This window comes from Streptomyces sp. NPDC090994, from assembly GCF_044768905.1.
Classification (GTDB): Bacteria; Actinomycetota; Actinomycetes; order Streptomycetales; family Streptomycetaceae; genus Streptomyces.
Genome location: NZ_JBIVWS010000013.1, coordinates 209,758 through 216,244, shown reverse-complemented (window position 1 = coordinate 216,244; position 6,487 = coordinate 209,758). Strand labels below are relative to the sequence as shown.

The following is a 6,487-nucleotide window of genomic DNA, read 5'->3' as shown; positions in this document are numbered from 1 at the left end:
CCGCCCGGGCCCGGGGGGGGGGGGGGGGGCCGGGCGGGCGGGGGGGGGGGGGGGGGGGGGGGGGGGGGGGGGGGGGGGGGGGCGCCGCCCCCCCCCCCCCCCCCCCCCCCCGCCGGGGGGGGGCCCCCCCCCCCCGGGGGGGGCCCCCCCCGGCCCGGTTCTCTGTTTTCCCCGGCTTCGGTGGTCAGCCGCCGGCCTTGGCGAACTCCGCGAGGAACGTCTCGCAGAACGCCTTCAGATCGTCCGGCTTGCGGCTGGTGACCAGGGTGTTGGGGCCGTGGTCGCACACCTTCACCTGCTCGTCGACCCAGGTGCCGCCGGCGTTGCGGATGTCGGTCCGCAGGCTCGGCCAGGAGGTCAGCACCCGGCCGCGTACGACGTCCGCCTCGACCAGCGTCCACGGGGCGTGGCAGATCGCCGCCACCGGCAGACCCCGGGTGAAGAAGTCCTTCACGAACGCCACGGCACCCTCGTCGGTGCGCAGGAAGTCCGGGTTGGCCACGCCGCCCGGCAGCACCAGCCCGCCGAAGGAGTCCGCCGACGTCTGCCCGGTCACCTCGTCGACGGGGAAGGTGTCCGCCTTGTCGAGGTGGTCGAACGCCTGGATCTCACCGGACTGCGTCGACACCAGGACGGGCTCGTGCCCGGCGTCCTTCGCCGCCTGCCACGGCTCGGTCAGCTCGACCTGCTCCACGCCCTCGGGGGCCGTCAGAAATGCGATGCGCATACGGGTTCCGGTCCTTTCTCTCTGCTCTCTCTGCTCTCTCTGACGTCTTTCTCACGGCTGTCTCACGCTCACGCTCACGCGCACGCTCACGTCCGTCGGCCGAGGTCGCCGAGGCTCACCAGGCCGACCGGGAGGCCGTTCTCCACGACCGGCAGCCGGCGCACCGCCCGCTCGCGCATCAGCGTCAGCGCGTCCCGGGCCGGCAGCCCGGGGGCGACCACCAGCGGGTCGCGGGTGCAGACGGCGCCGACGCCCACGGCGAGCGGGTCGACGCCCTCGGCCACGGCCCGCACGGTGATGTCCCGGGCGGTGAGCATCCCGACGACCCGCTGTCCGTCGGCCACCACGACATCGCCGATGCCGTGGTCGCGCATGAGCCGGGCCGCCTCGACGAGCGAGGCCCCCGGGCGCACGGCCACCACACCCGGGGTCATCACGTCCTTGACGTACTCGCCCGCGTGCTCGTTCATGGCACGCCGGTCACGTCTCCCGGGAGCGGGGCGGCCCGGTGAGGGCCTCGGCCAGCTCCTGGACGGTGGTGTAGCTCGCCTTGTGCGGCAGTGCCTCGACCCGCTCGACCAGGGACTCGGGCGCGTTGCCGCGCCGCAGCCCCCGGGCCAGTTCCCGCGCGTTCGCCGGGAACGCCCCGCGGGTCAGGTTCCGGGCCAGTTCCAGCCGGAGCGACTCCAGCAGGGACGGTGCGCGGCTCGGTGTCACCGGGCCGTACGCCACCTCCGGGTCGTCCTCGGCGATCGGCTCGGGGTCGTGCCACTCCTCGGTGCGGGTGGGGTGCCCGGACCGCAGCAGTCCTTGCAGTTCGTGCTTCATCTCGTCGTCACGGTGGGCGCTCAGCCGGTCGCTGCCTCGCTGCATGTCTCCCTCCAGGTCCTTCGGGGTGGGCACCGCGTACCCGGCAGGCGGAGGGCGACACGGATTCACCCGCGCGGAACCGGACCGATTTGTCGCCCCGGCGCACGGCGGGTTTGCGCGGCCGCCGACGGGAACCCGGTCCGCAGCCCCCCCGCGCCCACCCTCCCCGGGAAGGACGGACAGGACCATGGCGGTGCTGTTCACTGTGCTCATCCCGCCCCTCATGCTCGGCGTGGTACTGGCGCTGGGCCGCTACGAGGAACTGCTGCTGCCGGCTCCCGAACCGGCACCCGGAGGCCCCGAGGCGGCGCTGGCCGTACCGGACGCCAGGAAACAGCCCGGGCCGCGGGCCCCCGGCCCCGGCGAGGAACTGTCCCCCGCGGCCTGACGGCGGCGGGAGGTGGGCACCATGCCCCGCACCATCATCGTGGGACTGGACGGTTCGGCCGAGAGCCGGGCCGCCGCGGCCTGGGCGGCCCGCGAGGCGGCCCTGCGCGCCCTGCCGGTACGCCTGGTGCACGTGTGGGAACCGGTGCCGGAGCCGATGGCGGCCCCGCCCGCCGGCCCCCGCGAGGGGCTCGTGCGCGAGGCCGCCGAGGGGCTGCGCCTGAGCCACCCCGGCGTCGAGGTGACCGCCGAACAGCGGGCCGGCAAGGCGGTGGACGAGCTGGTGGACGCGGCCCGGGACGGTGCCGCGCTGCTGGTCCTCGGCTCCCGCGCCCTGAGCGGGTTCCGGGGCTTCCTGGTCGGCTCCGTCGGCCAGGCCGTGATCGCCCGGACCACGACGCCCGTGGTCGTCGTGCGCGCCGGGGAGGAGGCCGCCGACGAGCACCTCCCGGACCCGGCCGGCCCGCCGTCCGAGGCCACCGCGTTCCGGCCGGTCGTGCTCGGCCTGGACACCGACCGGCCCGACGACACCCTGATCGGCTTCGGGTTCGAGGAGGCACGGTGCCGCGCGACCGCCCTGCACGTCGTCCAGGGCTGCGGCGCGGCCCCCTGCCACGGCTACGGGCTGGACGCCGGTGCCCGCTGCGACGACGGCCTCACCCGGCAGCGGGCCGCCCGGCTCGGTCAGGTGCTGCTGCCCTGGCGGCACCGGCACCCGGACGTCGAGGTCGTCGAGATGTCCCGCACCGGCAGCCCCGCCGACCGGCTGCTGGACGCCGCCCGCGACGCGTCCCTGACGGTCGTCGGCCGCCGCGTGCGCCGCAGCCCGTTCGGCGCGCACATCGGCTCCGTCACCCACGCGGTACTGCACCACGCCACGGTGCCCGTCGCCGTGGTCGCGCACGACTGACCCGGGCCGGCCCCGTTCACAGTCCGCTGCCGCTGCCGCTGCCGCTGCCGCTGCCGCTGCCGCTGCCGCTGCCGCAGGGCCCGTAGAGGTCGAGCAGCCGGACGCGGGCGGCGTGCAGCCGGTGGGCGACCACGCCGCCGACCCAGACGGCCACCGCACGCCCGAACTCCGCGTCCTCGGCGCACAGCTCCCGCACCGCGTCCGCGTCGAACTCCCAGGCCCGGACCGGGCTCATCGCCTCGGCGCCCAGCTGCCACCGGTGGGGCGGGAAGTGCCAGGAGCAGCCGGCCAGTTCGCCGTGGCCCAGCGACTCGATGACGGCGGCCCGCCGGCCAGGTACCCGCAGGTCCAGCGTCACCGTGCCGGTGCGGATGATCCAGAACCGGTCGGCGCGCCCGCCCTCTTCGAACAGTCGTGCGCCCGCCGCGACGGACACCGTGCGGCCGAGCCGCGTCAGCCGCTCGCTCCGGCCGGCCGGGAAAGCCGTGGTGAGTGTGGTGGTGGAGGCCATCTCGGGTTCCTTTCGTCCGGCGCCAGTCTGGAACCGCGCGGACGGGCAGGACACGGGCCGTCCGGCACACCGCCGGGGCCGAACGGCCCGACCCCGGGCCGCCGAAGCCGGCCGCCCCGGACGGGGAGACGCCTTCTGCTACTTCTTCTCCCGCCCCGGCAGGAACTCCTGCACCTTCGACTTGAAGCCCTGCTTCAGCATCGCCCCCCGGTCCGCGTCGCCCTTGAGGATCGCGGAGGCGGTGGCCTCCAGCTGGTCCCAGGTGGCGTGCGGCGGGACCGGCGGCACCGCCGGGTCGGTGAGGAACTCCAGCACCGCGGGGCCGTCCGCCGCCAGCGCCGTCCGCCAGGCACCCTCGACGTCCTCGGGCTTCTCCACCCGGATGCCGGTCAGCCCCAGTGAACGGGCGAAGTCGGCGTAGCGCACGTCGGGCAGCTGCTGCGAGGGCAGGAAGGACGGGGCGCCCTCCATGGCCCGCATCTCCCAGGTGACCTGGTTGAGGTCCCGGTTGTTCCAGACGGCCACGATCAGCCGCGGGTCTTCCCACAGTTCGCGGTACTTGGCCGCCGTGATCAGCTCGGCCATCCCGTTCATCTGCATCGCGCCGTCCCCGACCAGCGCGATGACGGGCCGCTCCGGGTGGGCGAACTTCGCCCCGATCGCGTACGGCACGCCGCACCCCATCGTCGCCAGCGTCCCGGAGAGCGAACCGCGCATCTCCCCGCGCATGGTCAGGTGCCGGGCGTACCAGTTGGCGGCGGAGCCGGAGTCGGAGGTGACGATGGCGTTCGGCGGCAGCAGCGGGTCCAGGGCGGCGGCCACGTACTCCGGGTTGACCGGGTCGGCGTCCAGAGCGGCCCGCCGCTCCATGGTGTCCCGCCAGCGCGTGACGTTGTCGCACACCGTGTCGTACCACTCGCGTCCGCGCCCGTCCTCGATCAGCGGGATCAGCCGCTCCAGCGTGGCCCTCGCGTCGCCGACGAGATTCACCTCGTACGGATACCGCATCCCGATCATGTGCGGGTCGATGTCGATCTGCACGCCGCGCGCCTTGCCGAACTCCGGCAGGAACTGGGAGTACGGGAAGGACGAACCGATGGTCAGCAGCGCGTCGCAGTCCCGCATCAGCTCGTAGGAGGGGCGGGTGCCGAGCAGGCCGATCGAGCCGGTGACGTAGGGGAGTTCGTCGCTGAGGACGTCCTTGCCGAGCAGCGCCTTGGCGACGCCCGCGCCGAGCAGTTCGGCGAGCGTCTCCACCTGGTGCCGGGCCCCGGCCGCGCCCTGGCCGACCAGGATCGCCACCTTGTCACCGGAGTTGAGCACCTCCGCGGCCCGCCGTACCGACTCCTCGGACGGAACCGCCGTCCAGGAGCCGCGGTCCAGGCTGGACGGCACCATCTTGAAGGCGTGCGTGGGCGGCGAGTACTCCAGCTCCTGTACGTCGCCCGGGATGATGACCGCCGTGGGGCAGCGCCGCGCGTAGGCGGTGCGGATCGCCCGGTCCAGCACGTTCGGGAGCTGCTCGGGCACGGTCACCGTCTCCACGAACTCCGAGGCGACGTCCTTGTAGAGCGAGTGCAGGTCCACCTCCTGCTGGTACGAGCCGCCCATCGCCGTGCGGTGCGTCTGGCCGACGATCGCCAGCACCGGCACGTGGTCGAGCTTGGCGTCGTACAGGCCGTTGAGGAGGTGGATCGCGCCCGGCCCCGAGGTCGCCGCGCACACCCCCAGCCGGCCGCTGAACTTGGCGTAACCGACCGCCTGGAACGCCGACATCTCCTCGTGCCGGGACTGCACGAAACGCGGCTGGTCGTCGGAGCGGCCCCAGGCGGCGAGCAACCCGTTGATGCCGTCCCCCGGGTACCCGAACACCTGGTCGACTCCCCACTCGCGCAGTCGCCGCAGTACGTGGTCGGAGACTTTGGAACCCATGGACGGACCTCCCGGAAGCCGGTGCGGGCGATGTCGGCGGCAGCCGTACGAGTCACCCCGGCGACCGGCCGGAAACCTCCCGGACGTTTGCCGGGCGGCCCGTGGGGCAGGCGCACCCCCAGTGCTTCGGACAGGAGGCACGCCCGTGGGAGCGGCGCGACGCCGCCCACGGCGGCATCCGTCCGTACCCCCGGACATGCTCCCGCGGTGACCGCCGACCTCCAGGGTCGTGCCGTCGCACCGGCGTCCGTCCCGCGTCCCCCGGTCGTACCGGACGAACCGCCGCCGGGCGCTGCGGCGGACCCCGCACTCCGAGGGAGTTGCGACGCACCATGCCGATCCGAGTTCCCGCCCGGCCCCACCCGCACGACGACGCCCCCGACACCGCGGCCGCCTTCCGCGAACTCGCCGCGCTCCCGGACGGGCCGCGCCGCGCCGCGCTGCGCGACCGGATCGTCGAGGCCTGGCTGCCCATGGCCGAACGGCTCGCGGGCCGCTTCCGCAGCCGCGGCGAGAGCTACGACGACCTGCGCCAGGTCGCCGCGCTCGGGCTGGTCAAGGCCGTCGACCGGTACGACCCCGAGCTGGGCAACGCCTTCGAGAGCTACGCCGTACCGACCGTCACCGGCGAGATCAAGCGGCACTTCCGCGACCACATGTGGACCCTGCACGTGCCGCGCCGGGTCCAGGAGCTGCGCAACCGCGTCCGCCGCTCCGGGCAGGACCTGTCCCAGACGATCTCCGGCCGCTCCCCGACGGTCGCCGAGATCGCCGCGCACGCCGACCTCAGCGAGGACGACGTCCGCGAGGGCCAGGCGGCCCTGGAGAGTTTCACCGCCCTCTCCCTGGACGCCGGACTCACCGGCGACGAGGACGGCTACGCGCTCGGCGACGTCCTCGGCGGGCCCGACCCGGCGCTGGACACCGTCGTCGACCGCGAGGCCGTCAAGGAACGCCTCGCCGCGCTGCCGGAACGCGAACGCGCCATCCTCTACATGCGGTTCTTCGACGACATGACCCAGAGCCGGATCGCCGAGCAGCTGGGCATCTCCCAGATGCACGTCTCCCGGCTGCTCAGCCGGTGCTGCCGCCGGGTGCGGGAGCAGGTGCTGCGGGAGACCGAAGGGTGAGGCCGCGGTCCCGCCGGGCC

The 6,487-nt window shown here is 74.5% G+C and carries 8 protein-coding genes; 3 read left to right on the top strand and 5 right to left on the bottom strand.

Features of this window, described 5'->3' with window-relative positions; all coding sequences use genetic code 11:
- Positions 1-184 precede the first annotated feature (184 nt).
- From ACIQR3_RS25475 to ACIQR3_RS25465, 3 genes are all read right to left on the bottom strand, one after another.
- Positions 185-727, bottom strand: coding sequence for a type 1 glutamine amidotransferase domain-containing protein (locus ACIQR3_RS25475; protein WP_403542768.1), 543 nt, complete (start codon positions 725-727; stop codon positions 185-187).
- Between the two features lie 86 nt (positions 728-813).
- The gene (locus ACIQR3_RS25470) at positions 814-1,197 is read right to left on the bottom strand and encodes a CBS domain-containing protein (RefSeq protein WP_403542766.1); all 384 of its coding nucleotides are present in this window, start codon (positions 1,195-1,197) and stop codon (positions 814-816) included.
- Positions 1,198-1,207: 10 nt separating this feature from the next.
- The gene (locus ACIQR3_RS25465; RefSeq protein WP_403542765.1) at positions 1,208-1,600 is read right to left on the bottom strand and encodes a DUF2795 domain-containing protein; all 393 of its coding nucleotides are present in this window, start codon (positions 1,598-1,600) and stop codon (positions 1,208-1,210) included.
- Positions 1,601-1,784: 184 nt separating this feature from the next.
- Here ACIQR3_RS25465 and ACIQR3_RS25460 point away from each other — a divergent pair, with 184 nt between their 5' ends.
- Together ACIQR3_RS25460 and ACIQR3_RS25455 are read left to right on the top strand one after the other, a co-directional pair.
- The gene (locus tag ACIQR3_RS25460) at positions 1,785-1,985 is read left to right on the top strand and encodes a hypothetical protein (RefSeq protein WP_403542764.1); all 201 of its coding nucleotides are present in this window, start codon (positions 1,785-1,787) and stop codon (positions 1,983-1,985) included.
- Between the two features lie 21 nt (positions 1,986-2,006).
- Positions 2,007-2,894: a universal stress protein gene (locus tag ACIQR3_RS25455; RefSeq protein WP_403542762.1), complete on the top strand. Its 888-nt coding sequence runs from the start codon at positions 2,007-2,009 to the stop codon at positions 2,892-2,894.
- Between the two features lie 16 nt (positions 2,895-2,910).
- Here the strand turns inward: ACIQR3_RS25455 and ACIQR3_RS25450 are convergent, their stop codons facing one another.
- Positions 2,911-3,405: a cyclic nucleotide-binding domain-containing protein gene (locus ACIQR3_RS25450; RefSeq protein ID WP_403542761.1), complete on the bottom strand. Its 495-nt coding sequence runs from the start codon at positions 3,403-3,405 to the stop codon at positions 2,911-2,913.
- A gap of 138 nt (positions 3,406-3,543) precedes the next feature.
- Positions 3,544-5,337 carry a thiamine pyrophosphate-requiring protein gene (locus ACIQR3_RS25445; RefSeq protein ID WP_403542759.1) on the bottom strand — a complete coding sequence of 598 codons (1,794 nt, stop codon included), beginning with the start codon at positions 5,335-5,337 and terminating at the stop codon, positions 3,544-3,546.
- Between the two features lie 332 nt (positions 5,338-5,669).
- On the opposite strand from ACIQR3_RS25445, the gene ACIQR3_RS25440 reads away from it, so the two are divergent.
- Positions 5,670-6,467, top strand: coding sequence for an RNA polymerase sigma factor SigF (locus ACIQR3_RS25440; RefSeq protein WP_403542758.1), 798 nt, complete (start codon positions 5,670-5,672; stop codon positions 6,465-6,467).
- Positions 6,468-6,487: the final 20 nt, after the last annotated feature.